At 66.9% G+C, this 22516-nt stretch carries 21 protein-coding genes; 3 read left to right on the forward strand and 18 right to left on the reverse strand.

The window, feature by feature from the left end; all coding sequences use genetic code 11:
• The first annotated feature begins 245 nt into the window (after positions 1 to 245).
• On the forward strand, positions 246 to 749 hold the full coding sequence (locus ACVXZ4_RS11245; protein ID WP_461794932.1) for a YbhB/YbcL family Raf kinase inhibitor-like protein: 504 nt from the start codon (positions 246 to 248) through the stop codon (positions 747 to 749).
• A 128-nt stretch (positions 750 to 877) separates the two neighbouring features.
• Here ACVXZ4_RS11245 and ACVXZ4_RS11250 read toward each other — a convergent pair whose 3' ends face one another.
• A complete protein-coding gene (locus ACVXZ4_RS11250; protein ID WP_461794933.1) occupies positions 878 to 3175 on the reverse strand; it encodes a polyribonucleotide nucleotidyltransferase in 2298 nt (765 codons plus the stop codon).
• Between the two features lie 439 nt (positions 3176 to 3614).
• Between ACVXZ4_RS11250 and ACVXZ4_RS11255 the strand changes: the two genes are divergently transcribed.
• Complete coding sequence (locus ACVXZ4_RS11255; RefSeq protein WP_461794934.1) at positions 3615 to 4610, forward strand: glycoside hydrolase family 6 protein; 996 nt, start codon at positions 3615 to 3617, stop codon at positions 4608 to 4610.
• A gap of 29 nt (positions 4611 to 4639) precedes the next feature.
• Here the strand turns inward: ACVXZ4_RS11255 and ACVXZ4_RS11260 are convergent, their stop codons facing one another.
• The 11 genes from ACVXZ4_RS11260 to ACVXZ4_RS11310 all read right to left on the reverse strand — a co-directional run bounded on the left by ACVXZ4_RS11260 (position 4640) and on the right by ACVXZ4_RS11310 (position 15497).
• Complete coding sequence (locus ACVXZ4_RS11260) at positions 4640 to 5095, reverse strand: VanZ family protein (RefSeq protein ID WP_461794935.1); 456 nt, start codon at positions 5093 to 5095, stop codon at positions 4640 to 4642.
• Positions 5096 to 5119: 24 nt separating this feature from the next.
• A complete protein-coding gene (locus tag ACVXZ4_RS11265) occupies positions 5120 to 5770 on the reverse strand; it encodes a hypothetical protein (RefSeq protein WP_461794936.1) in 651 nt (216 codons plus the stop codon).
• A gap of 887 nt (positions 5771 to 6657) precedes the next feature.
• A complete protein-coding gene (locus ACVXZ4_RS11270; protein ID WP_461794937.1) occupies positions 6658 to 7317 on the reverse strand; it encodes an FMN reductase in 660 nt (219 codons plus the stop codon).
• A complete protein-coding gene (locus ACVXZ4_RS11275; protein WP_461794938.1) occupies positions 7314 to 8423 on the reverse strand; it encodes an LLM class flavin-dependent oxidoreductase in 1110 nt (369 codons plus the stop codon). Before ACVXZ4_RS11275 ends, ACVXZ4_RS11270 begins: the two co-directional genes overlap by 4 nt.
• A gap of 35 nt (positions 8424 to 8458) precedes the next feature.
• Positions 8459 to 9118 carry a hypothetical protein gene (locus ACVXZ4_RS11280; RefSeq protein ID WP_461794939.1) on the reverse strand — a complete coding sequence of 220 codons (660 nt, stop codon included), beginning with the start codon at positions 9116 to 9118 and terminating at the stop codon, positions 8459 to 8461.
• 2 nt (positions 9119 to 9120) lie between these two features.
• Positions 9121 to 9759, reverse strand: a complete 639-nt coding sequence (locus ACVXZ4_RS11285) for a hypothetical protein (protein WP_461794940.1) — start codon at positions 9757 to 9759, stop codon at positions 9121 to 9123.
• A gap of 77 nt (positions 9760 to 9836) precedes the next feature.
• Positions 9837 to 10319 (reverse strand): hypothetical protein, encoded by a 483-nt coding sequence (locus ACVXZ4_RS11290; RefSeq protein ID WP_461794941.1) that lies wholly within the window; start codon positions 10317 to 10319, stop codon positions 9837 to 9839.
• 408 nt (positions 10320 to 10727) lie between these two features.
• Positions 10728 to 11156 (reverse strand): hypothetical protein, encoded by a 429-nt coding sequence (locus ACVXZ4_RS11295; RefSeq protein WP_461794942.1) that lies wholly within the window; start codon positions 11154 to 11156, stop codon positions 10728 to 10730.
• 59 nt (positions 11157 to 11215) lie between these two features.
• Positions 11216 to 13090, reverse strand: a complete 1875-nt coding sequence (locus tag ACVXZ4_RS11300; RefSeq protein WP_461794943.1) for a CASTOR/POLLUX-related putative ion channel — start codon at positions 13088 to 13090, stop codon at positions 11216 to 11218.
• Between the two features lie 101 nt (positions 13091 to 13191).
• Positions 13192 to 13878 (reverse strand): response regulator, encoded by a 687-nt coding sequence (locus ACVXZ4_RS11305; RefSeq protein ID WP_461794944.1) that lies wholly within the window; start codon positions 13876 to 13878, stop codon positions 13192 to 13194.
• On the reverse strand, positions 13875 to 15497 hold the full coding sequence (locus ACVXZ4_RS11310; protein ID WP_461794945.1) for a sensor histidine kinase: 1623 nt from the start codon (positions 15495 to 15497) through the stop codon (positions 13875 to 13877). The genes ACVXZ4_RS11305 and ACVXZ4_RS11310 overlap by 4 nt, the downstream gene beginning before the upstream one ends.
• A 146-nt stretch (positions 15498 to 15643) precedes the next feature.
• Here ACVXZ4_RS11310 and ACVXZ4_RS11315 point away from each other — a divergent pair, with 146 nt between their 5' ends.
• A complete protein-coding gene (locus tag ACVXZ4_RS11315; protein ID WP_461794946.1) occupies positions 15644 to 17035 on the forward strand; it encodes a cation:dicarboxylate symporter family transporter in 1392 nt (463 codons plus the stop codon).
• 58 nt (positions 17036 to 17093) lie between these two features.
• Here ACVXZ4_RS11315 and ACVXZ4_RS11320 read toward each other — a convergent pair whose 3' ends face one another.
• From ACVXZ4_RS11320 to ACVXZ4_RS11345, 6 genes are all read right to left on the reverse strand, one after another.
• Positions 17094 to 17546 (reverse strand): DapH/DapD/GlmU-related protein, encoded by a 453-nt coding sequence (locus ACVXZ4_RS11320; protein WP_461794947.1) that lies wholly within the window; start codon positions 17544 to 17546, stop codon positions 17094 to 17096.
• Positions 17547 to 17837: 291 nt separating this feature from the next.
• The gene (rpsO, locus tag ACVXZ4_RS11325) at positions 17838 to 18107 is read right to left on the reverse strand and encodes a 30S ribosomal protein S15 (RefSeq protein WP_147783080.1); all 270 of its coding nucleotides are present in this window, start codon (positions 18105 to 18107) and stop codon (positions 17838 to 17840) included.
• A gap of 284 nt (positions 18108 to 18391) precedes the next feature.
• Complete coding sequence (locus ACVXZ4_RS11330) at positions 18392 to 19771, reverse strand: MFS transporter (RefSeq protein WP_461794948.1); 1380 nt, start codon at positions 19769 to 19771, stop codon at positions 18392 to 18394.
• Positions 19772 to 19782: 11 nt separating this feature from the next.
• On the reverse strand, positions 19783 to 20313 hold the full coding sequence (locus tag ACVXZ4_RS11335; RefSeq protein ID WP_461794949.1) for an SOUL family heme-binding protein: 531 nt from the start codon (positions 20311 to 20313) through the stop codon (positions 19783 to 19785).
• 173 nt (positions 20314 to 20486) lie between these two features.
• A complete protein-coding gene (locus ACVXZ4_RS11340; RefSeq protein ID WP_461794950.1) occupies positions 20487 to 21575 on the reverse strand; it encodes a nuclease-related domain-containing protein in 1089 nt (362 codons plus the stop codon).
• Positions 21576 to 21713: 138 nt separating this feature from the next.
• On the reverse strand, positions 21714 to 22379 hold the full coding sequence (locus tag ACVXZ4_RS11345) for a hypothetical protein (RefSeq protein WP_461794951.1): 666 nt from the start codon (positions 22377 to 22379) through the stop codon (positions 21714 to 21716).
• Positions 22380 to 22516 lie beyond the last annotated feature (137 nt).

Consider the following 22516-nt stretch of genomic DNA (forward strand, 5'->3'; position numbering starts at 1 on the left):
GAGACCGTGTGCGCGAGACTGTGAATTCGCTCGATGGTCACCTGATTGTCGGCGCCCCCACTGGTGGCACAGAGGTGCGCTGTCTACATTCGAAGCGTGCAGGAGCAATCACTCCTGAGGGACCACCGTCCACAGCGTGCGATGGTGCCGACACAGTCGCGCCAGGACTCTAATCGGGCGACAGAAGGGCCGCAGCCGCCGTCAGAGTCGGCGGGCGGCCCTTCGCCAATTGAAAGGACGACGAGATGACCAACCATCCCAACTGGCGACTTCCCGAGGTTCCCGCCTTCACCCTGGAAAGCCCCGATTTCTCAGACGGCGAGCCTCTGCCCGGGTGGGTACGGGCCGATGGAGGCAACCGCGCGCCCGGTCTTCGCTGGAGCGGAGCCCCGGAGGGCACGAAGAGCTTCACTCTCACGGTGTACGACCCCGATGCACCGACCGGCAGCGGGTTCTGGCACTGGGCGGTGCGCGACATCCCGGCCACGACCACCGGACTAGGCGCCGGCGAGGCGCTGCCCCCTGAGGCCGTCACGATGGCGAACGAGCTCGGCGCAGAGGAGTTCACCGGCGCGGCTCCCCCGCCCGGCCACGGATCGCACCGCTACTTCTTCACCGTGAGCGCTCTGGATGTCGAGAGTCTCGACATCCCCGCCGGTGCGACCCCGGCCGTGCTCGGCTTCATGCTTCGCGGGCACATCATCGGCCGCGCGCAGATCATGGGGACGACGGAGACGCCGGCGGACTAGCGGCAGGTTTGGCCCGCCGCCTCTCATACAGGCGATCGCACGAAAAGCCCGCCCCCGCGATCGTGGGGGCGGGCTTTTCGTGTCTGGATCGGTCTCGGTCGCTGGAGCGACCTACTCGACCGGAAAGGCTAGACCTCGGTCGAGCCGCCCTCGGAAGAGGTGTCGACGTTCTCAGCTCCGGCATCGCTGCCCTGGGTGTCGGCGGCATCGGCTTCGTCGGCCTCGACCGGGGCAAGCGAGAGCTTTCCGCGGTCATCGATCTTGGTGATCTCCACCTGGATCTTCTGGCCGACAGCGAGCACGTCCTCGACGTTCTCGACGCGCTTTCCACCGGCGAGCTTGCGGACCTCGCTGATGTGCAGCAGTCCGTCCTTACCAGGGGTGAGCGAGACGAACGCACCGAAGGTTGCGATCTTGACGACGGTTCCGAGGAACCGCTCGCCGACCTCGGGGTTCAGCGGGTTCGCGATGGCGTTGACCGCCGCGCGAGCCGCTTCTGCCGACGGACCGTCGACGGCGCCGATGTACACGGTGCCGTCATCCTCGATCGAGATGTCCGCTCCAGTGTCATCCTGGATCTGGTTGATCGTCTTGCCCTTCGGGCCGATCAGCTCGCCGATCTTGTCGATCGGGATCTGCACCGAGATCACGCGAGGCGCGGTCGGGGCCATCTCGTCCGGAGCATCGATCGCTGCGTTCAAGACAGCGAGGATCGCGGTGCGAGCCTCCTTGGCCTGCTTGAGCGCGCCATCGAGCACCGAGGACGGGAGTCCGGCGAGCTTGGTGTCGAGCTGGATCGCGGTGATGAACTCGCTGGTGCCGGCGACCTTGAAGTCCATGTCACCGAGCGCGTCTTCCGCACCGAGGATGTCGGTGAGGGCCGCGTAGCGGGTCTGGCCGTCGACCTCGTCGGAGACGAGGCCCATCGCAATGCCGGCGACCGGGGCGCGCAGCGGCACTCCGGCGTTCAGCAGCGACAGGGTCGAGGCGCAGACGGAACCCATGGAAGTGGACCCGTTGGACGACAGCGCCTCAGAGACCTGGCGGATCGCGTAGGGGAACTCTTCGCGGGGCGGCAGCACCGGTACGAGGGCGCGCTCGGCGAGGAAGCCGTGCCCGATCTCGCGACGCTTCGGCGACCCGACACGGCCGGTCTCACCGGTCGAGTAGGGCGGGAAGTTGTAGTGGTGCAGGTAACGCTTCTTCTTCACCGGGGCGAGGGAGTCGATCTGCTGCTCCATCTTGAGCATGTTCAGCGTGGTGACACCCAGGATCTGGGTCTCTCCGCGCTGGAAGATCGCGGAACCGTGAACGCGCGGGATGACCTGCACTTCGGCGTCGAGGGCACGGATGTCCGAGAGACCACGACCGTCGATGCGTACGCCGTCGGTGAGGATGCGCCCGCGGACGATCTTCTTGGTGACCGACTTGTAGGCGGCTCCGACCTGACCGCGAGCGGACTCGGGAAGGTTGCCGGACTCGATGAGGCCGTCGACGTGACCCTTGGCGCGGTCCTTGAGGGCGTCATCCGCGTTCTGGCGCTCGACCTTGTCGGCGATCTGGTAGATGCCCTTGAGCTCGTCGTAGGTGAATCCGGCGACGGCGTCGTAGGTGGCCTGGTCGTAGGGCGGGAAGACCGGGTAGTCCGCGATCGGCTTCGCAGCCTGTGCGGCCAGCTCGAGCTGCGCCTTGATGAGCTGCTTGAGGAACGGCTTGGATGCCTCGAGACCCTGGGCGACGACGGACTCGTCGGGCTTCGTGGCCCCACCCTTGATGAGGTCCCAGCTGCCTTCGGTCGCTTCGGCTTCGACCATCATGATCGCGACGTCTTCGTTACCGTCGTTGTCCGTGGTGAGACGGCCGGCGACGGTGAGGTCGAAGACGGCCTCTTCCAGCTGGCTGTACTTCGGGAAGGCGACCCACTGGTCACCGATCAAGGCGAGACGGATGCCACCAACCGGGCCGTAGAACGGCAGGCCCGAGATCTGCGTCGAGGCGGATGCCGCGTTGATCGCCAGCGCGTCATAGAACTCGTCCGGCGCGATCGCGAGCACGGTGATGACGATCTGCACCTCGTTGCGCAGGCCTTCGACGAAGGTCGGGCGCAGCGGGCGGTCGATCAGGCGGCAGACGAGGATGGCCTCGGTGGACGGGCGTCCTTCACGGCGGAAGAACGAGCCGGGGATCTTGCCGGCGGCGTAGGAACGCTCTTCGACATCCACCGTGAGGGGGAAGAAGTCGAAGCCGTCACGGGGGTGCTTGCCCGCCGAGGTGGCGGACAGGATCATTGTTTCTTCATCGAGGTACGCAGCGACGGCACCCTGTGCCTGCTGCGCGAGGCGACCGGTCTCGAAACGGACCGTGCGCGTGCCGAACTTGCCGTTATCGAGAACGGTTTCGGCGAATTTGATTTCTGGACCCTCCATAGGGGGGTTATCTCCTTTGTTTTACGTCGTGACCCCGTGTGGGTCGCGACTCGTCAAGGAGCAGGAGTCTTGGCAGAAAGGGGCGCGCAACATGATTGCGGCGCTTTGGCGATGGTGTTGTCACAACACAAGAGCTCTGGTCAACAGTAGAAAAGCACTGAATCTCGTGCGACTCAGGAGTTCACCACTACTGACCAGCTTCGTGCCAGCCTGCTCCGGTAGTTGCCGGGCGACCGCCGCATGCGACAGACCTATCCAGACAACCTCGTATACCTTACCAGTCACCCCTGTTCACACCTAGGCTACGACCCGCCCCCGGCGCGGCGTGCGAAACTAGAGGAACGACAGGGCGGGGGCCATATTCGTGCGAGACAATCGCGAACGACGCACAGGGGCGACTCCGGTGCACACCTCGGGGCGACGCGCCAGCGGTCTTCTGGTGAGCGCCATACTGATGCTCGCATTGGCCGGGTGTGCCCCCACCGCTCCCCCGCTCCCCTCCCCGTCGGTCACCTCCGCCGACCCGGGCATCCGGGACGCCCGGAGTTCGCTCTCCAGCGACGAGGTCTTCTCCGGTGGGCTCTACGTCGACCCGCACAATCACGCGAGCACGGCGGCGACGCGGCTGAAGGCGGCGGGGGATGCGGATGCCGCGGCGATCGCGAAGATCAGCTCGCAGCCCACCGCGGTCTGGCTCGGCGACCAGTACACCGCAGCGCAGCTCGGTCCGTTGCTCGCCCGGTACGTCGCCGAGGCCAAAGCCGCCTCCCGCACCCTGGTCTTCGTGACCTACGCGATTCCGAACCGCGACTGTGGTGGACTCTCGGCGGGAGGCCTCTCCGCCGCGCGCTACGGCACCTGGAATCGAGCCATCGCCACCGCCCTTCGCGGATCGGACGCGGTAGTGCTCGTGGAACCGGACTCGCTGGCAATGCTCACCGAGAAGAAGTGTGCGGCCGAGGTGCACTCCCGCCCGGCGGTGATCCGCGGCGCGGTGCATGACCTCGTGAACGCGGGCCTGACGGTCTACCTCGACGGCGGCAATTCCCACTGGGTGAAGGCCGAGACGATGGCGGGCCTCCTCGACGCCGCGGGCGTGGCGGACACCCGGGGTTTCTTCACCAACGTCTCGAACTTCTACCGCGTCGACCAGGAGCGCGAGTACGGGGAGAAACTTGCGACGCTGGTCGGTGGAAAGCATTTCGTCGTGGATGTCTCGCGCAACGGCAACGGCTGGAAGGGTACCTGGTGCAACCCCTCGGGTGCGGCTCTCGGCCAGCCGCCCCACGTGAGCGCCGGCACGACGAGCCTGGACGCTCTGCTGTGGGTGAAGCATCCGGGTGACAGCGACGGCAGCTGCAACGGTGGACCGAAAGCCGGGGTGTGGTGGGAGAAGTACGCACTCGACCTCGTGCGCAACGGGCCTGGCAAATAGCGGACGCAGTGCCGGCGGAGTGCCGCCGATCAGGCGCGCTGTGTGCGCAGCCGCCGAGCCTTCGCCTGCGTCAGCACGAGGGCGACGAGCACTCCGACAACGGTTCCGAGACTGTTGGCCACGAGATCCCGCACGTCGGAGACTCGCCCGGGGATGAACCGCTGCGCGACCTCGATCGCGACCGTGAGCAGCACTCCGCTGATCACGCTCACGAACCACAGTCGACGACCGAACAACAGCACGAAGAAGATGCCGATCGGCACGAACATCGCGACATTGGCCAGGAATTCCACCCGGTCATAGGTGAGCCAACGGGTGGTCTCGTGGGTGGAGAAGAAACGCAGCGCTCTCCAAAGCCAGTACCCGTTTCCGGTGTTGATGGGCTGCGGACCGAGCGTGATCCAGCCCACGACCGCGAGGTACACCAGGGTCGCGAGGCTAAGGAAGGGATGCCGGCGGAACATGGTTTCATCATGCCCGGTCATCCTGAGCGTTGGAGGGTGCTCCGCTCATCGACTCATCCAGGGCGGATTGGACGGGCAGCGCTTCAGGATGTCGCGGTCACCCGGGCGGGGCGGGGAATAGGAGATGCCGCGGTACGGATTCCAGCGCGTCTCGCTGTAATAGCCCGCGATGAACTTGGCGCGGGTCGGGGGCGCGGACACCTCGTGCCCGGACAGCGTGAGGCACGGCTGAAGGAAGCCGACGTAGTAGTCCCAGAGGGCACCGAGTTGGGAGTCGCTGAGGAAGGAGTCGTAGAGGTCACGCCTCGGGTACTCGACAGAGCAGGTGTAGAGGGCGATGTCCTGGCTCTCGAGCTGCGCCGGGGTGGAGACCGTCGCCGACCGATCGACGCCGATCGTGCCGTCGGACGAAACGGACACGCCCGTCGCCCCTTCGCGCCGGAGGCAGGCGCGGAGCAACGCGGCGAGGTTGCCGGCCTGCTGGATCTGCACTATCGAGACGGAAGGGCGCACGGCATCCGGATACCGATCCGCGATGGTCTGCCAATAGCGGTCGAATCCCTGCTCCAGCCGCTGGACACGCTCCGATGCCGTGAGAGGCACCACCGCTACGGAGGAGCACGACGTGAGGAGGAGGGCGAGCGCGCAGCACACAGCGACGATGATGGCCCGGGCGGATGCCGACATCCTGTGCATGTCCGGAATTCTCGCACCGACCGCTGGGAGCGGTCGATTCGCGATTAGGGCGCCGGAATCGGATCCGGAGAGCTGGTCGGGACCGCGGACGGAGACGGTGACGGGGACGGGGACGGGGACGGTGGCCGAATGACGGTGGGTCCTGGCGAAGGCACTGCGCTGGCGCTCGGAACAGGCGAAGCGCTCTTGGACGGTGCCGGGGTTGACGTTGCGACCGGCTTGGTCGTCGCCCGGGCTGCCGCAGCCTGTGCCGCCGCTTTTCTGGCCGCGGCGGCCGCTGCCGCCTTCTTAGCCGCAGCCGTCGCTGCCGCCTCCTCAGAAGCGTCGTTGCCCGGTGCGGGGACGACCGCTGGTGACTGCTCCGGTGGAACGGTACTTGCGGTCGACGGGGACGGCGATGAAGTCGGGCCGTCTTCGGACACTGGCCGAGTCCCGAGCCGTGGCGCGCTTCCGGGTCCGGTCGAGGCGAATGCCACTCCTCCGGCGACAAGACACAGCAGGACTACTCCAGAAGTAACGACCAAGGCGCGGCGCGACTTGCGCTTGCGAGCCCTCACCGGCAGTGGGCCCGAGAGAAGAGCAGCAAACTCAGGCGAATCGATAGCCGGCTCTCGTGCTTTGAAGCTGGTGCCTTTGATTACGCGAGGGCGGGGCGGGACGGCGTCGACCTTCGTGATCCCCGATGGCCGCGGACCCGGGTCCACCGGAACATACGACGCGAGATCGAAGGACAGCCGGGCGAGCCCGAACGCTGAACCTGCGTCCGGGTCATCCGCCCTGGCACTGTCGGCTTGATCATGATCTTCAGTCACTAAGGCACTCTACAGCGACACCAACTGTCACACACCGCGTCGGACACGCCGCATGCGTCCTCGATGTTTTCGTCACTACTCTGCCCCGAATGCCCCGACGGTGCTCAGCCCACGTGAGCCGGAGCCGCTCGGATCGAATCCGGCGGGCAGCTCGAAGGGATCGACGATGCGGCTCGAACGGTCCGAGGCGCGCACCAGCACAGCGAACTCCCCCGCCGCGCGCTCGATGCGCTGCGGGAGGCTCGCGACCGAGGCATCCTCCCCCGCTCCCCAGTCCGCGGATGCCGCGTAGACCGCCGTCGGCACCGTGACGGCGTGCAGGTACGCGAACAGCGGCCGCATGGCGTAGTCGAGGGCGAGCGAGTGCCGCTCCGTGCCCCCGGTCGCGCCGAGCAGGACCGGCATCTCCGACAGTGCCTGAGGGTTGAGGATGTCGATGAACGACTTGAACAGGCCGCTGTAACTCGTCGTGTAGACGGGCGTCACCGCGATGACACCGTCTGCGCCCGTGACCGCGGCGATCGCGGTCTCGAGAGCGGGACTGGCGAATCCGGCGAGCAGGTTGTTCGTGATGTCGTGGGCGACATCACGAAGCTCGACGACGTCCACCGTTGTGTCGATGCCCTCGTCCGCGAGGCGGCGAACCGTGGCGGCGGCGAGTCTGTCGGCAAGAAGACGGGTGGACGACGGTTGCCCGATACCCGCCGAGACGACGGTGATGCGTCGGGCGCTCACTTCGTCACCTCCGCGAGGACCTGGGCCTCAGCCTCGTTGCGGCTGGCGACCCGAGCGGCGTGGGTCGGGCCGTCCGGCACGTGTGCCGGGCGATCGGTCGCGAATTCGCGGCGCAGCACCGGCACCACTTCGGTGCCGAGGATCTCGATCTGCTCGAGCACCGTGGAGAGCGGCAGCCCGGCGTGATCCATGAGGAACAGCTGGCGCTGATAGTCGCCGAAGTGCTCCCGCATGCCGGCATACCGGTCGATCACCTGTTGCGGGCTCCCCACCGTGAGAGGGGTCTGCTCGGTGAATTCCTCGAGACTGGGGCCGTGTCCGTACACCGGCGCGCTGTCGAAGTACGGGCGGAAGCGACGCACCGCATCCTGCGACTTCTTCGCCATGAATGCCTGACCGCCGAGCCCGACGATCGCCTGGTCGGCGCTGCCGTGCCCGTAGTGTTCGAATCGCGCCCGGTAGTAGCCGATGAGCTGCATATAGTGCTCCTTCGGCCAGAAGATGTTGTTCGCGAAGAATCCGTCACCGTAGAAGGCGGCTTGCTCCGCGATCTCGGGAGAGCGGATGCTGCCGTGCCAGACGAACGGCGGCACGCCGTCGAGCGGGCGCGGGGTGGAGGTGAAGCCCTGGAGAGGAGTGCGGAACTCGCCCTGCCAGTCCACGACATCCTCGGTCCAGAGGCGGCGCAACAGCGCGTAGTTCTCGACAGCGAGCGGGATGCCCTGGCGGATGTCCTTGCCGAACCAGGGGTATACGGGACCGGTGTTGCCACGACCCATCATGAGATCGACGCGACCCTCGGCCACATGCTGGAGCATGGCGTAGTCCTCGGCGATCTTCACCGGGTCGTTGGTGGTGATGAGCGTCGTCGCCGTCGAGAGGATGAGCTTCTCGGTCGTGGCGGCGATGTAGCCGAGCATCGTGGTGGGGCTCGACGGGATGAAGGGCGGGTTGTGGTGCTCGCCGAGCGCGAACACCTCGAGGCCGACCTCCTCCACCTTCTTGGCGATGGTGAGGATGTCGGCGATCCGTTGGTGCTCCGACGGCGTTTTTCCGGTGGTGGGGTCCGTCGTCACGTCTCCGACGGTGAAGATTCCGAACTGCATGATTCCCTCATTCGTTGTATGCGTTTGCATAGACATCAACGTGGGGAGGCGCCGGATATTCCCTCAGTCGAGAGGTCGAGCCACGCGGGGATGGGAGGGCACCGCTGCTCGAGGTAAGACACGGCACTCGACCGCGGTTTGGCGGCGAGAATGTCCATGTACGGATTCCACGCGGCAAGGGCCGCGGACAGGTAGTAGGACGGTCCGCCATCGGGCGGGGCCGGCGACTTCGCACCGGCCGAGAGCAGGCAGGGCCGCACGACCTTGGTCTGGTAGTCGAACAGCGCGGCTCGGGAGGTGCCACTGAGGTAGGAGACGACCTCCGACTCGCTCGGGGAACTCGCCTCGCAGACGTAGCGCACAGCCTCGAACTCGAGCAGGGACTGGCCCAGGCTCGAGTTGTAGCGGAAGCCGTTGTCCGTGGGCGATGCCGGCACCCCGCTCGCCCGCATACAGGCGAAGAACACGGCGGGCTGGTCGTGGTCGGTGACCGGCCGCACGGTCGGGACCGTCGGTCGCAAGCCATCCGGGTAGTCCCGCACGACACCCGCCCAGTGGGCGTCGAGGATTGCCTGGCGGATCTGCGCGCGCCGCTCCGGCCCGAGGGGATCGAGGTCCGAGGCCCCGGCGCAACCGGCGAGCATGAGCATGCTCGCGGCGATCGCGACCGCCGAGAGTGCCCTCCGCCCGGGCATCCTCAGGGCTCCAAGTCGAGCCACGCCGGGGTCGGGGGGCAACGCTGTTCGAGATACGCCTGGGTCGTGGCCGGCATGCTGCTGGTCCAGATGACCTGATACGGGTTCCAGCCGGCCAGGCCCGCGAGTCCTTCGGCCGCGGCGCGGTCCGGGGAGGCGGGAGTCGGCGCCCCGGCGGTCAAGAGGCACGGTCGAACTACGAGCAGGTAATAGTCATAGAGCGCGGCAGCCTGCGCACGGCTGAGGTGCGAAGCCACCTGCGACTCGGATGGATGCCCCGCCTCACAGGCGTAGTACCGCACCGCCACCTCGAGTGGAGTCTGCCCGGCGCTGCCGTAGACCGGCTCGCCGTTCACGATGTAGGCCACGATCCCCGCCGATTTCAGGCACTCGACCATGGCGGACGGCCAATCGTGATCTGCCACCGTCGGCGACATGGTGACCGCCGGCCGGATCGCCTCTGGGTACTCCGACGCGACCTGCGCCCATTTCGAATCGAGGATCGAGTTGCGGATGATCGCCCGCTGCAGTGCGCTGAGGGGGCTGGCTTCTGCCGCGGGTATCGTCGGGGCGCAGCCGGCGAGCAACAGGGCCGCAATCAGCAGCGCGGCGGCGGCAGCCACTCCCCGGAGTCGGACCATGGCCAGAGTGTGCCAGTGGATTCTGGTGATTGGTCGAATGCTCGCCGAGCGGGAACGGGAAGACAGCGGAGGAGGCGTCATTGAGCGAGATCGAGCCACCCGGGAATCGGCGGGCAGAGCTGCTCCAGGAACGCGAGCCGGGCAGCGGGCATCGCGCTGTCCCAGGCCAGGCGGTAGGGATTCCAGCTGTTCCGGGACAGCGCACTCAACACGAAGGCGAAGCGCGTCGGCGGGCGCGCGGAGTCAGCTCCGGCGACCAGTAGGCAGGGCCTGACCGTGCTGGCGTAATACCGGTAGAGCGCATAGAGACGGTCGCGGTCGAGGTAGTGCATGACCTCGTCGGCGGTGGGATATCGCGAAAGGCACTGATAGGTGACGATGGCGAAGTCCTCCGGGCTGCGGTCCGGGGTCGTTCCGAATTGGAAATAGCGACCGTCGACGAAGACTGTGAAACCCTCGGACCGCAGGCAGGCGATGATCAGTGCCTGCCAGTCGCCGTCATGAACGGTGCGGACCACGATGACGCCCGGTCGGCGGGCATCCGGAAAACGAGTGGTCACGGCCCTCCAGTGGGCGGCCTGGATCTCGGATCTGATCGTCGCTCGTTCCGCCGACGTTAGTCCGGCCGCGGGGTCGATCGACGAACATCCGGCAAGAAGAGCGATGGCGACCAGTATCGAGAACCCACGGAGGACAGCGCCGGGCGCGCCGGCACGGCGGAGCGTCGATGCTCGAACGCGTCTCGAAGAGATCGCCATGGCTCATTCTGGCACCGGGGCAATCCAAAAATACGAGGGTGACGAATCGTTGGTAGTACAGAGGACAGAAGGCACAGAAATCATCGGGGGATCATTTCTGCTAGTCGCGATTCTGTGTGGCAGGGGGATATCGAAGGCCGGACGGGGTGGGACCTGATCCGGCCTTCGTTCCGTGCGGTGGCCTACCGGATCTGAACTACCGGGTCTGAACTAACGGGTTTGGCCGACGAGCAAGTCGACGCGCCATCCACTCCTGGTCTTCGCGACCGAAGCCGGGATCCGGGTCTTCTTGCCATTGCTCTCCAACCGGCTGAGGGCTTCGTCGATCACCGGCTCGAGTCCGCGCGGGATCGTGCCGACCACCCCGGTGACTCGGGACCCGGAGAACAGGCGGATCTCCATCGGGGCATCCGTGCGTTCTTCCTCGATGCTGCGCCGCGCGATCGCGGTCTCGAGCTCGGCCTCTCCGCTGTCGACGATGCGCTGGAGCTCCTCCTGGTGCGGCGTGCTGTTCGCGAGCCTCAGTGTCGTGCGCGCATTGTTGGGCAGCAGGCTGTACTTGTAGTCGTCGAACGAGCCGCTGCCGCGGTCGTCCTTGGGCAGCGAGGTGTCGATGGGCGCGCGATTCCAGAAAGCCATGCGTGAATGCTACCGACTGGGCCGACGGTCGGATTGCGCGAGAGACCGGGCCCGACCCGTCAGTTTTCGGCGAGAACGATGATCTTGTCACCCGCGACGAAGCTGTTCTTCTGCGCCTTCTTCGGGTTGACCGATACCCCGTAGAAGTGCTCGCTCGAGCGGGAGTGCTCCGCGATCCGGTAGCCGATGGCGGTCTCGCCGCGGCGACGGGCCGCTTCGAGCACGGTGTAGAAGTCCACGCTCTCCCCTGCCTTGATGTAGAGGTCGGCGGGACGCAGGTAGATCTCGCTTCCCTCGCTCGAGAACAGCGTGCTGAACACCTGGGTCAGCTGCTGGTTCTCGGAGACCTGGGAGAGCATCAGGCTGATGAGTTTGTCGCTGACGATGAAGTCGTCTGCGCGGGTGACCTCGGCGAGCTCGCGATTGCGGTCATCGAGCATCTCGCTGACGACGCTGAGGTCGACCTGACTGCGATCCGCCATGTCGCGCAGGTGCAGAAGGGTGATGAGCGTCTTCGCGTCCGAGCGCTGGGGATCGAGGATGTCCTTGTAGGCCAGCACGATGATGTGGGTGAAGTCCACGACCGGGATCGCCTCGAGCACCGCCCGGCTCGTGCTGTCTCCCCGGCGGAATTCGACGGACATGTTGTCGAACGTCGCGAACTCCGGCGGGTCGATCTCCGCCACGACGGTCACACTCGAACCGGCGGCGACGTAGTTGCTCAACTCGGCGAGCATTGCGTGGAGACCGGCGTTGTAGCCGAGCACGAGGGTACGCTCCGGGAGCGCGGCAACGGGGGTCGACGAGCCGATTGCCGTGTCATCCGGAGCGCCGGGAGTCGCAAGCGCGATCGTGCTGTCGTCTTCGGCGATCACGATCAGCTGGTCACCGGACTCGTACACGGTGTCGGCGGCGGGGTTGATGTACACCGCTCCACCCTTGACCAGGCCCATCACCGAGGACTCGGCGAAAGCGAGCTGGGCGTCGAAATAGGTGCGGCCGACCAGATCCGGCTGCTCGGTGAAGTAGATCTCGTCGCCGTCGAAATCGAGGAGCTCGGTGTAGACAACGCTGAGCCCACTCTGGCGGGAGGTCTGCACGGTCACGCGGCTGATCAGGTCGCTCGCGAGGACCCAGTGCGCCTCATCGCGGCCGACCAGGGTGGCGGCCTCGAGGTTGCCGGGATCCTGGATCTCCCCGACGATGTGATACTTCTGGGCCTTACGACGGGGATTGTTCGTGAGTGCGAGGGCGGTCTTGATCACGACGGAGTCGGGATCGCTGCTCTCCTCCGGCGCGAGGATGACGATACTGCGGGCCCCGTGCGGGTTCGCGAGCTCGAGGTCGGTGAGGTTCATCGGGTCGCCGCTGCGCACGATCACCCGGGTCTTTCCGGTCTTCGGGACGAGGGCGCGGATCTCGTCTTCCATCTCGACCTTGTCGCGGTCGGCGAGCACCACGATGACCGAGCGGCCGCGGGACTCGTTGGCGATGCAGATCTCGCTCACGATCGGGAACACCTTGGTGCTCCAGCCGAGGATCAGGGTGTGATCGCTCTCGAGCACCTTGGAGCGCCCTTTGCGGAGGGACTCGACTTTGGCATCGAAGGCGCTGGAAATGACGCCGATGAGGCTGGCCACCACGATGACACCACCGATGGTGACGATGAGCATGGCGATGCGGAAGCCGACGCCGACATCGCCGCCCATGGTGCCGCTGTCGAGCGTGCGCATCAGGCTGCCCCACATCGCTTCGGCGAATCCGATGTTGGCATCGCCCGTCGGGCCGAGGTGGAAGAGCGAGACCACTGCGGCGATCACGGCGATGAAGACGAAGGTGGCGAGGGCGAGGAGGCCGATGAGGGCGATCGTGCCGCGTGACATCACGTTATCGAACCGGTACCGGAACTTCTCGCCGAAGCTGGTCTTCTTCATGATCCCCCTAGAACTGCATCCTGCGGCGCGGATGCCCCGGTTCAGGCTAGCGTTCGGCCGCGCGGCGGCGGACACCCAGTAGTAGGCACGTGAGCGCAGTGTCAGACCACCCAGTGATACTCGAATTCGGGTCGGCCCGGTGTGCCGTAGCGCGGCGTGCGACGGGCCCGGGCATCGTCGGCGAGATGCTCGAGGTAGCGACGAGCGGTGACCCGGGAGAGGTCGAGCGCCTGCGCGGCCTCGACGGCGGACACCGGTGCCGGGGCGGCCCGGAGGTAGGCGACGACCACCGCGAGAGTCGGCGTCGAGAGCCCCTTTGGCAAGGTCGTGGGCGTCGATGGCCGCAGGGAGGCGAGCATCCCATCGATGTCCGCCTGGGTCGTCGCGGTGCCGGAGGACTCGAGCCGGTGCCGGTAGTCGAGGTAGGCCTCGAGCCGGTCGCGGAAGACGGCGAAGGAGAACGGCTTGATCAGGTAGTGCACGACCCCGGCGGAGATGGCCGTGCGCACCACATCGGTCTCGCGCACGGCGGTGATCGCGATGATGTCGACGGCGATCCCGGAGGATCGGATACGCCGGGCGAGCTCGAGACCATGGCCGTCGGGGAGGTTCATGTCGAGCAGCACGAGGTCGATGGGCGTACCGGTGACCGAGGCGCCGATCGCCGCCTGTGCCGCCGCCGCGGTGCGCGCGATTCCGGCAAGCTCGAAGCCGTCGAGGCGATCGAGGTAGTCGGCGTGCGCCTCGGCGGTGAGCGCATCGTCTTCGACCACCAGGGTGCGGATCACGACGGATCCCCGTCCGCGAGCGGCCAGCGGGCGACGAATCGCGTGCCATCCGCACCCGAGGAGTCCACTTCGACGACTCCCCCGCGCCGCGCCAGGATGTCGCGCACCACTGCCAGGCCGAAGCCGCGGCCCGTGGCATCCGCGGGTTTGGTCGAGAAGCCGCGCTCGAAGATGTGCCGGGTGTCGGACGGATCGATACCGCCCCCGCTGTCGGACACCGTGAGCACCGCGACGCCGGCGCTGCGATCGGAGGCGAGGCGCAGGGTCACCACGGCAGGCGAGGCGCCGACGGCAGCGGCATCGATCGCGTTGTCGACGAGGTTGCCCACCACCGAGACGAGCTCCGAGGTGGGGAGAGCGGAGGCCCCGAGCTCGTCCTCCACACCGAGACGCAGCTGCACTCCGCGCTCGCCGGCCTGTGCCACCTTGCCGAGCAGCAGCGCGGCGAGCGCCGGTTCCGAGGAGGCACCGACGAGGTCATCCGCGAGCGACTGGCTGGTCTCGGTCTCCTGGGCGATCAGCTCGATCGCCTCGCGCGTGCGCCCGAGCTCGAGCAGAGACACCACGGTGTGCAGGCGGTTGGCGTACTCATGAGTCTGCGAGCGCAGGGCGTCACTCAGGGTGCGCACGGATTCGAGCTCACCCGACAGCCGTTGCACCTCGGTGAGATCGCGGAGGGTCGTGAGGCTGCCTAGACCCGACCCGCGACGGACGCCGGTGGGGCTGGCGGGTTCCTGGTTGACGAGCAGCACGCGGTCCCCTGCGAGGTGCGACTCCTCCACGATGCGCGCCCGGCTCTCGATGAGGGCGGCAATCGACGCGGGCAGTCCCAGTTGCGCCACAGTGGAGGGGGGCCGGTCGCCCGCCGCCGGTTCGAGTCCGAGCAGGTCGGCCGCCTCGTCGTTGTAGAGCACTACGCGACCCCGGTCATCGGTGAGAATGAGTCCCTCCCGCACCGAGTGCAGCACGGACTCGTAGTACCCGACCATGCGCGAGAGCTCGGCCGGCCGAAGTGAGCCGGTCACGCGGCTCAGGGAACGCCGCGCGACGATCGCCCCCGCTGTGCCGAGCGCGACCAGCACCACCGCGGCTCCGATCACCAGGGGGATGCGCGGCGCGAGAGAGGCGAGCACCCGCTCGACGGTGACGCCCGCCGAGACGATCGCGATCACCCGGCCGTCCTGCATCACGGGCACCACGGCCCGCACCGACGGCCCGAGCGTGCCGGTATAGGTCTCGGTGAGGCTCTTGCCCTTGAGGGCCTCGTCGATGGTGCCGAGGAACCGGCCGCCGATCTGCGAGCGGTCGGGGTGCGTGTAACGGATGCCGTCGGTATCCATGATCGTCACGAAATCGACCCCGGCGTTTTTCACGATTCCGAGTGCGTAGGGCTCGAGCGCCGCCGTGGGGTCCGGGGCCTGCACCCCTTCGACCACGAAGGGATCGTGCGCGAGAGTCGTCGAGATGCCCAGGCTGAGGCGCGCGGCGGTGTCGTCGGCGGACTGGCGCGACACGATCCAGAGGGCGAGGGTGAGGCATCCGCTCAGCACGATGACGGCGACGAGTTGCACGGCGAACACCCGGCTCGCGATGCTCCATCGTCCCTCGGCTCGCGCCATGCCGTTCGCCTCCTGCTCCGCTGCCGTAGTGGACCCTGCCGTGATCAATATGACCACAAGTAGGGCACGGGCGCGCGATCGGTCAGGCTGCTGGCACACCTCATCAGGGGTCGGGCACAAAGACGTTCCGAGAGACAGGATTCCCCATGGCAGAGACGCCGAGCACTGCAAAGCGCGGGATGCTTCGCCGCATCGACCGCAACCACTACCTCTACATCGCCGTGATCGTGGCGGTGGCTGCCGGCGCGATCGTCGGCCTCGCCGCCCCCGAGTTCGCCAAGACCCTGGACCCCGTCGGCAAGGGATTCGTCGCGCTGATCAAGATGATGATTGCGCCGGTGATCTTCTGCACCATCGTGATCGGCGTCGGCTCGATCGCGAAGGCGGCGACCGTCGGCAAGATCGGTGGCCTCGCGATCGGCTACTTCCTCGTGATGTCGACCTTCGCGCTCGGGATCGGGCTGGTAGTGGGCAACCTGCTGCACCCCGGTACCGGGCTCAACATCGCCACCTCGACCTATGAGGCCGTCGGCGAGCCGGTGAGCAGCACCGACTTCATCCTCGGCATCATTCCGGCGACGCTGTTCTCGTCGTTCACCTCCGGCAGCATCCTGCAGGTGCTCCTCGTCGCCCTGCTTGTGGGCTTCGCTCTGCAGGGGCTCGGCGAGAAGGGCGCGGGAATCCTCGATGCGGTGAAGAAACTGCAGGCGCTGGTGTTCCGCATCCTGAGCATGGTGCTCTGGCTCGCGCCTCTCGGCGCCTTCGGAGCGATCGCCGCCGTGGTCGGCAACACCGGCGCCGGCGCACTGCTGAGTCTCGCGACACTGCTCGTTGGCTTCTACATCACCTGTGCCGTGTTCATCATCGTGATCCTCGGCACGCTGCTCCGGGTCGTCACCGGGGTGAACATCTTCAGCCTGATGAAGTACCTCGGCCGGGAGTACCTTCTCATCGTGGGAACCTCTTCATCGGAGGCGGCCCTGCCCCGGCTCATCTCCAAGATGGAGCACCTCGGTGTCTCGAAGTCGGTCGTGGGCATCACCGTGCCCACCGGCTACTCCTTCAACCTCGACGGCACCGCTATCTACCTCACCATGGCCTCCCTCTTCATCGCCAACGCGATGGGCAAGCCGCTCGAGATCGGCGCGCAGATCGGGCTCCTCGCCTTCATGATCATCGCCTCGAAGGGTGCCGCCGGCGTCACCGGTGCCGGCCTCGCGACCCTCGCCGGCGGGCTGCAGACCTATCGGCCCGACCTGGTGAACGGTGTAGGAGTAATCGTGGGCATCGACCGCTTCATGTCTGAGGCCCGTGCGGTGACCAATTTCACCGGTAACGCCGTGGCCACCCTGTTGATCGGTCGCTGGACCCGCCAGGTCGACGTCGCCCAGGTGCGTGCCGTCCTTTCAGGTGAGCGCCCCTACCAGGAGTCGATGCTGGCCGGAACCGACGGCCACGACGGGGACTCCGTGCCGACGACCGCGGCGATCACGGTGATCGTCGAGGGGCCGGAGCGCGAGTCGGTGAAATCCCGCTGATTCCAGCGCAAAAAAGGGGTCGACCCGCCGGGGTCGGCCCCTTTTGCACGGATTCGGACTACGCGGCGCGGTCCGACACGTAGCTGCTGGCCCGGCTGGCCGGGCGCTTGACCGGCAGGGCGGAGTCGCGCGGGGAACCGATGACCGAGGCATCCGCCACCTGGGCGTCGGCGTCGATACGCATGCCACCGGCGATGCGAACGTTCGCGCCGATGCGCGAGTGGCTTCCGAGTCTCACATCGTTGCCCACGACGGTGTCGCGGCCGATGTGGACGTTCTGCCCGATGAACACACGCTCACCGAGGATGACCCCCTGGTCGATCCAGCTGCCGGACCCGATCGTTCCGTTGTCGCCGATGCGGGCATCCGCCTCGATGTAGGCCGTGGCCGCCACAAAGGTGCTCGGCTGCACACGAGCCTTGGGTGAGACGAATCCCCGCCCGTTCGCGTGATGCTGGTACTTGAGAACGATGCCGTTCTCTGCCTCTACTTCTTCGTTCACTCTTCCCATGGACAACCTTTCTGTACGGGTACTCAAGTAGTAAACGCAAAAAGGCATCGGATGATTCCTTCTAGCCGCTTCACAGCTAACTGACAGCGGGGGTCGGTTTTGCCGCTCGGTGCGGTTTCGCTCCACCGGGCACGGCCGAGAGCGGAGATCCCGGTCAGAGTGCGGCGAGTCGATGGTGGCGAGCGGCGTGTCGACGGACGCATCCGCTGTGGCGCCCGGGGTCCGCACCGGCCTTCGGGCAGCAAAAAGCCCGCCCTGCGAACAGGGCGGGCTCTTCGACCAAAAGACGAACTAGCGGCGCAGTCCGAGACGCTCGATGAGCGTGCGGTAGCGCGAGATGTCGATGTCCTGCAGGTAACCCAGCAGGCGACGACGCTGGCCAACGAGCAGAAGCAGGCCACGACGGGAGTGGTGGTCGTGCTTGTGCTCTTTCAGGTGCTCGGTGAGATCCTTGATGCGAGCGGTCAGCATTGCGACCTGCACCTCGGGGCTACCGGTATCACCAGGATGGGTGGCGTACTCATCGATAATCGTCTTCTTGGCATCTGGTGCTAATGGCATAGATGGCCCCTCTCACTCGTTGCGCGGTGCCCGTCACTGAGTGTGCGAGCTCTCTTTATCCGCGGCCGTTCGACGGCAACCTTGCAAGTTTAGCACCCGCAGGCGCACAGCGAATGGCGGGCGATCGAGTCCACACCTCGACGGCAACGCGGTCGAGGCATCCGATTGACCACCCCAACATCGGTTTTTTCGCATCCGGGTCGTTCAACAGCAGTATCTCGACGGTTTTCGATGCCCACTGATGTCGACGAGCGCTCCGTGCCGCGGACACCACAGCTGACCCGCTATCCCCGCGCCGGCCGGATGTTCTCCCCCGCCGTGCGCGACAGCAGCACGGCCTCGACGGTGGCGAGGGCGGTGAGCACGGCGAGCACCCCGAAGGCGAATGAGAAGGCACCGGATCCGGTCGAAAAGCCGTCCCCCAGCCGCAGGGCCACCGCCCCGACGGCGACGCCGAAGCCCGCGGCGACCTGCTGCAGCGTGGAGGCGAGGGTGTTGGCATCCGTCATCTCGACGCGCTCGACATCGGCGAAGGCGATGGTGTTGTAGGCGGTGAAGCCGGTGGAGCGCGCCACCCCGCTCGCGGTGAGCAGCACGATCACTAGCCACAGCGGCGTCGCACTCGTGAGTAACGCCATCAGCGCTATCGACAGGGCGGCGGCTGCGCTTGCGGCCACGATCACCTTGCGGAATCCGAATCGTCGAAGCAGCCCCGTCGTCGCCGGCTTGATCGCGAGATTGCCGACGAAGACGAAGAGCACGAGCGCACCAGAGAGCAGGGGCGAGTAGCCGAAGATGTCCTGGAACAGCAGTGGCAGCAGAAACGGCACCGCATTCACCGTGAGCCGGAACAGCGATCCGCCCGCGTGAGCGAGCCGGAAGGTCTCGATGCGCAGCGCCCGCAGGTCGAGCAGCGGATGCCGCGTGCGCAGCTGGTGTGCGATCGCGAGTCCCACCAACCCGAACCCGGCCACCGCCCAGCCGACCGTCGCGGGCACCCCGGGGTCGCGCTCGGCGAGCAGGGAGCCGAGGTAGACAAGCGAGCCGAGACCGGTGCAGGTGAGGGCGAGTCCGAGCCAGTCCAACGGAGGCGGAGTCTCGCGCTCTCCTGCGGGAATCAGCCGCACCGCAGCGACGAACGCGACGATTCCGAGCGGCACGTTGATAAGGAAGATCCAGTGCCAGGTGAGGTAGGTGGTGATGATGCCACCGGCCAGAGGGGCGACCACCGGGGCGACAAGAGCCGGCCAGGTGAGCAGGGCGATGGCACGGATGAGATCGGCCCGATCGGTTACCCGCAGCACCGCCAGGCGGCCCACCGGCACCATCATCGCTCCGCCGACGCCCTGGAGGACGCGCATGATCGTGAGCTCCGGCAGGCTCGTGCTGAGGGCACAGAGCACCGAGGCGAGCGTGAAGACCGCTATCGCGGCGAGGAAGACGCGCCGAGATCCGAGGCGCCGAGTGATCCAGCCGCTCAGCGGGATGAGCACGGCGAGGGTGAGTAGGTAGGCGGTGATCGTGACGCCGACTGCAACGGACGGCACGCCGAGTGAGCGCCCGATGCTCGGCGCCGCGGTGGTGAGGATCGTGCCGTCGAGGTTTTCCATGAAGAACGTGCCGGCGACGAGAAGCGCGATGTTCCTCTGTCGGTTGTCCCCCATGACTCCCGAACTTAGCGCGTGGGCGCCGTGTCTTCCTCCACCCGCACGAGCGCTTCGTTGTGCTTGAGGAAGCCCGGCTTCCAGGGCGGGTCGTAGCGGGCGTAGTACACGTTGCCAGTCGGACGCAGTCCGGCTCGCTCGACGGATGCCCGCAGTACCTCGCCATTCTCGGCGAACCGGGCATCCGTCCAGCCGCCGCCGAATCCCCGGGCGGCCACGAGACCGGCCGGCACCGCTATTGTTGCGACTGTGGCATCGGTGGGGACCGGCACAGTTGCCGGATCGGTGCCCTCCGGCAGCACGAAGCTCACCACGTGGGTGTGGTCGCCCAGCGGTTCCTGCGTCACCGGTGCGGTCATCGGGATTCGGGTGGCACTCACGTTGCGGCCGCTGATATAGCCGATGAGCGGACGGAATCCGAGGTTGCCCGCCCGCAGGAAGTCGCCATCGACGGTGACCTGCACGAGCACATGGTCGGGATAGCGCCTCAGCTCGAAGTCGTCGAAGGCGCGCTCGATCTCGAAGGGCTGTTGCTCGGTCATGAGGTGAACGGTACGCCGGTCTCGCCCCACCGTGCGGCTGGGCGGCACGGCATAGCTCCTGCAGAATCTGCAGACCGGCCGTGCGGCGAGCCGTCGCTACCGCGGGAAACTCGGCGCCCGACGCAGATTGCAGGAGTTGCAGAAAGGCGCGTGTGGCGCGGGGAGGTGCCCGGTCAGACCGGAACGACCATGAACGACATAACGAGGCGCACGATCTGCGCGATGGCGACCGGTGTGATCAGGATGGCGCACACCCCGAGAGCGAGCAGCCATAGGCGCGCGCGCTGGCGGGCGGCATCCACCTCGACCCGCAGTTGCTCGAACCGTGCGAGACGGTCGGTCGTGTCGTCGACCGTCACCGGTTCGGTGTGCCAGGTGCTGCGCTCCTCGGCGAACATCGAGAAGTGGGCGGCCGCACGATCGGACAGCACCCTCGGGCGCCTCACCAGCCAGCGCCCGAGGGTGTTGCTCGACAGTACGGTGACGCGGGGTCTCTTGCGCCCGGTGGTGATCGATGCGGGGTTCACGACGACGATCAGCGGAGTGACGATGACCGGGCGGCCGGTGATGGTGCTCAGCAGGCGGGATGCCCGGTCGGCCTCGTGCGCGGACTCGCGCATGTGCTCCTGCTTATAGCCGTTGACGAGGAACGTGCTCCCACCGATCCAGATCTTCTGGCCCGAATGGTTCTTGGTGTTGATGGTGTAGATGCCGCCGGGACCGAGGATCACATGATCGATGTCGGAGTGGCCCGAGCCCACCGGTACGGCGTGCAGCACGGTCCACTCGTCGGAGAGCTGGGAGAGTGCATTCGCGACCACGATCTCGCCGAGCGCGCCGCTGTACCAGCTTCGCGCATCCGGATGCAGCGGGGTGCGGCCGAGCGCTCGCCCGAGACGACCTCGGGGCGTGGCCGCCTCCTGGCGGGAGAGGCATTCCTGCATCACCGCGTAGGCCGGGCCACGGGCACGGAGATTCGGTTCGATGGACCAGGCGGGTCCTGGTGCCGAGTGGTCGGGAGGGGCGCCGTCTTCGCCGGTGCCGGCACGACCGGCAGCCACCAGTTCGTCGTCGACCCGGTCCGCAGCAGCAGGCGCAGGCGCCATGGTGTGGGCGGCCGCGACGAAGGGTTCGCTGTCGAAAGGACTCGTGAGGACAAGGCCGGGATGCAGCGGCCCGGTGGTGATCGGACCCGAGAACGGAGACTCGTCCTCTGCCGGCGAGACCAGGCTCGACGGCCCTGCCTGCACCGCTGTGGTCATGTTCCGTACTGCGCCCGAACCAGTGTCGTTCATCGCTCCCCCAAGCTCCGATACCTCGAGGCTAGACGGGCCGATGGGGGGCTGTGCAGCCCCAAAACGGGCAGCCCCACAAAGGGTGGCAGGGGCGGGCTGGTGAACTCAGCGCACCCGCGAGAGAAGTCCGGAGCCGCCCGGCAGCGATCCCCACGTGCCGCGATCTTCCGCGACCATTGCGAGGGAGGCGACAGCACTATCCGAGAGCGTTCGGGAACACTCGGAGAGCCACTGGGTCACCAGATCGGCAGGAAGCGTGACGATACGGTGGGCGGGATCGCCGCCGAACGTGAGTGAGAGCGGGTCCATGAGCGTGATGACCGGAGTCGCTCGAACGGACTGGCCCATGATGGAGCTGAGACGGTCGGATGCCCGGTCGGCGGCGTTGCGCGCGTCGCGGACCTGGTTGGTCGGCCGGCCGTTGACCCAGAGCACGTCCTCGTCGATCCAGACTTTGGCATTGCTCTTGGTACGGGTGGTCAGCAGGAAGATCCCACCCGGTCCGACGACGACGAAATCGGCATCGAGCTCACCGAAGACGTCGAAGGCGCGAAGTACGGTGAATCGCTCATCGAGCGACGTCAGCAGGCGGCCGAGTTCGAACTCGGTCGGCGCGTCCTTCCGCCATCCTGGCGTGGTATCCGGAGCGCCCCCGCGCCCGAACAGTCCACGGAAGTGGAAACCGGCGCGCTGCGCCGAATCGGTGGTGACATCCTGCGCGCGACCGTGCCGCCTCGATTCGGCCCCTCTGCGCGCTGCAAGATCTGTCACTGCTTCCCCCAGTTTTGGATGTGTTCAGCTAAGCGGAGGCCCGGTGAAGTGCACAGTCCCCAAAAAAGGGCACGCCTGAACGGGGGTATCGCCGGGGGCGCGATGGGCATCGTATGCCGCCACGTGCATGCGCTCCG

Source organism: Lacisediminihabitans sp. FW035 (assembly GCF_054880895.1).

Bases quoted from the DNA above. Each gene is read 5' to 3' on its own strand.
- ACVXZ4_RS11245 (WP_461794932.1), top strand. From the start codon at position 246: ATGACCAACCATCCCAACTGGCGACTTCCCGAGGTTCCCGCCTTCACC.
- ACVXZ4_RS11250 (WP_461794933.1), bottom strand. From the start codon at position 3,175: ATGGAGGGTCCAGAAATCAAATTCGCCGAAACCGTTCTCGATAACGGC.
- ACVXZ4_RS11260 (WP_461794935.1), bottom strand. From the start codon at position 5,095: ATGACCGGGCATGATGAAACCATGTTCCGCCGGCATCCCTTCCTTAGC.
- ACVXZ4_RS11265 (WP_461794936.1), bottom strand. From the start codon at position 5,770: ATGCACAGGATGTCGGCATCCGCCCGGGCCATCATCGTCGCTGTGTGC.
- ACVXZ4_RS11275 (WP_461794938.1), bottom strand. From the start codon at position 8,423: ATGCAGTTCGGAATCTTCACCGTCGGAGACGTGACGACGGACCCCACC.
- ACVXZ4_RS11280 (WP_461794939.1), bottom strand. From the start codon at position 9,118: ATGCCCGGGCGGAGGGCACTCTCGGCGGTCGCGATCGCCGCGAGCATG.
- ACVXZ4_RS11285 (WP_461794940.1), bottom strand. From the start codon at position 9,759: ATGGTCCGACTCCGGGGAGTGGCTGCCGCCGCCGCGCTGCTGATTGCG.
- ACVXZ4_RS11295 (WP_461794942.1), bottom strand. From the start codon at position 11,156: ATGGCTTTCTGGAATCGCGCGCCCATCGACACCTCGCTGCCCAAGGAC.
- ACVXZ4_RS11300 (WP_461794943.1), bottom strand. From the start codon at position 13,090: ATGAAGAAGACCAGCTTCGGCGAGAAGTTCCGGTACCGGTTCGATAAC.
- ACVXZ4_RS11310 (WP_461794945.1), bottom strand. From the start codon at position 15,497: ATGGCGCGAGCCGAGGGACGATGGAGCATCGCGAGCCGGGTGTTCGCC.
- ACVXZ4_RS11315 (WP_461794946.1), top strand. From the start codon at position 15,644: ATGGCAGAGACGCCGAGCACTGCAAAGCGCGGGATGCTTCGCCGCATC.
- ACVXZ4_RS11320 (WP_461794947.1), bottom strand. From the start codon at position 17,546: ATGGGAAGAGTGAACGAAGAAGTAGAGGCAGAGAACGGCATCGTTCTC.
- rpsO (WP_147783080.1), bottom strand. From the start codon at position 18,107: ATGCCATTAGCACCAGATGCCAAGAAGACGATTATCGATGAGTACGCC.
- ACVXZ4_RS11330 (WP_461794948.1), bottom strand. From the start codon at position 19,771: ATGGGGGACAACCGACAGAGGAACATCGCGCTTCTCGTCGCCGGCACG.
- ACVXZ4_RS11335 (WP_461794949.1), bottom strand. From the start codon at position 20,313: ATGACCGAGCAACAGCCCTTCGAGATCGAGCGCGCCTTCGACGACTTC.
- ACVXZ4_RS11340 (WP_461794950.1), bottom strand. From the start codon at position 21,575: ATGACCACAGCGGTGCAGGCAGGGCCGTCGAGCCTGGTCTCGCCGGCA.